Consider the following 394-nt stretch of genomic DNA (forward strand, 5'->3'; position numbering starts at 1 on the left):
CCGGTATTTGTTCGATGCAACCACCGAGTATTTATCACTGCGTCGTATTGCAATTCCCAAATACACGGTGATGCAGACCGTGGTAAGCCAGGCGATGAAACAGGAACGAGAGCGTATTACTGCTTCGCTGCAAAACCAGTTATCAGGGAGGTTGTCGACTGAGCTCGCAAACTTGGTGGACGGAAAAGGGGCATTGCCTCTGTCTAAATTGAGGTTGTCTGCCAAGAACTTTACTCCTACGGAACTGGAAAAGGAGCTCAAGGTGAAACGATTAATCGAGCCTTGGATGAGTGAAGTTAACACCGTGGTTAAAGCCTTGTCGCTCTCAATAAAAAACCAACAGCACTTTGCTTCGATGGTTGATTATTATGGAAGTAAGATCAAGCGTTTTGAC

General features: G+C 45.9%; 1 pseudogene. It reads left to right on the forward strand.

From position 1 onward, the window contains the following. Positions 1–394, forward strand: a pseudogene (locus A3751_RS22590) (Tn3 family transposase); the annotation flags it as partial.

Source organism: Oleiphilus sp. HI0080 (assembly GCF_001635135.1).